2 protein-coding genes are annotated in these 1,556 nt (G+C 45.8%); one reads left to right on the forward strand and one right to left on the reverse strand.

Features of this window, described 5'->3' with window-relative positions; genetic code table 11:
• Window positions 1-7: 7 nt before the first annotated feature.
• Entirely contained in the window at window positions 8-1,195 is a 1,188-nt protein-coding gene (locus HP456_RS23790) for an acetyl-CoA C-acetyltransferase (RefSeq protein ID WP_172255631.1), read from the reverse strand.
• A 185-nt stretch (window positions 1,196-1,380) separates the two neighbouring features.
• Between HP456_RS23790 and HP456_RS25245 the strand changes: the two genes are divergently transcribed.
• The coding region (locus HP456_RS25245) for a hydroxymethylglutaryl-CoA lyase-like TIM-barrel protein (RefSeq protein ID WP_512698788.1) at window positions 1,381-1,556 on the forward strand (176 nt) is incomplete at its 3' end.

Genomic DNA, 1,556 nt, shown 5'->3' on the forward strand with positions numbered 1-1,556 from the left:
AACCTTCTTAATTGTTCAGCTCTACGACTGTCGCTACACCTTGCCCTCCGCCGATACACAACGTAGCCAATCCGTGCTGAACCTGTCTTTTCTTCATTTCATGGATCAATGTCACCAGGATCCTTGTTCCGCTTGCCCCGATCGGGTGACCTAATGCAATGGCTCCCCCATTTACATTGAGCACATCCCGGTTGAATTGAAGTTCCCTGTCAACCGCCAGTGATTGCGCAGCAAATGCTTCATTGGCCTCGATCAGATGGATGTCTTCCATCGACAGTTCCGTTTTCTCCAGTACTTTTTTTACAGCCGTAACTGGACCGATTCCCATCACACTCGGATCGACACCGGCATTTGCATTCCCTCTTATCGTGACAAGAGGTTTGACACCAAGCTCATCTGCTTTTTTCTTTGACATGACCACAACAGCAGCTGCGCCGTCATTAATGCCGGACGCATTACCTGCCGTCACACTTCCATCTTTTTTGAACGCGGCACGTAGTCCGGATAATTTTTCCGCAGTTGAGCCTTTTCGAGGAAATTCGTCCTGGCTGAACTCAATCGGTTCGCCTTTACGTCGAGGGATATGTACAGGGACAATTTCATCCTTAAATTTCCCTGACTCAATCGCAGCATTTGCTTTCTCCTGGCTCGCTGCCGCGAATTCATCCTGTTCTTCACGCGAAATCGAGTACCGGTCACACAGGTTTTCTGCGGTCACACCCATATGATAATCATTGAATGCACACCATAAACCATCGGAAATCATACTGTCCACTGCCAACTGATCCCCCATCTTGAATCCATTTCTTGCGCCTTTTAGTAAATAAGGTGCCTGGCTCATGTTTTCCATTCCGCCTGCTACTATAATATCGGCGTCCCCTGCAAGTACTGCCTGGGTTGCCAAGTGTACAGCCTTTAACCCGGAACCACATACTTTATTTATTGTCAAAGCAGGTACATGTTCTGGTAAACCTGCCTTTATGGATGCCTGCCGTGCAGGGTTCTGTCCAAGTCCAGCCTGCAGGACATTCCCCATGATGACTTCATCGACAACTTCTTTCTTCAGTCCGGCCTTTTCAAGGGCATCTTTGATCACGATAGCCCCAAGCTCAGGAGCTGAAACATCCTTCAATGAGCCGTTAAAGCTCCCAATCGCTGTTCTTACAGCGCTGACGATTACAACTTCATTCGACATTTCTCTTCCTCCCATACTATTATGACTGATTTGCATGAATTTCCACCTATTAGAGAAAAGGCAAAAAAATCTCCTCCGTTAACCCTTTCTATGTAAACGCTTCAATTTCCTCTCTCTTTCTTAAAAATTTTAGTTGATTTTGTTGTCGAAATTTTCCTACAATAAGAATAAAGGGGTGGGAAACGATGAAATTACCTGAAACTATTACAATTATCGAGGTCGGTCCCCGTGACGGCTTGCAAAATGAAAAGAATTTTGTTCCAACTGACACGAAGAAAGAATTTATCTTGCGCCTGAAGGAATCAGGCATTAAGGAAATGGAACTGACCTCTTTTGTATCACCAAAGTGGGTGCCGCAAAT

The sequence above is a fragment of the Bacillus haikouensis genome (assembly GCF_013179555.1).
Taxonomy (GTDB): domain Bacteria; phylum Bacillota; class Bacilli; order Bacillales; family Bacillaceae_B; genus Rossellomorea; species Rossellomorea haikouensis_A.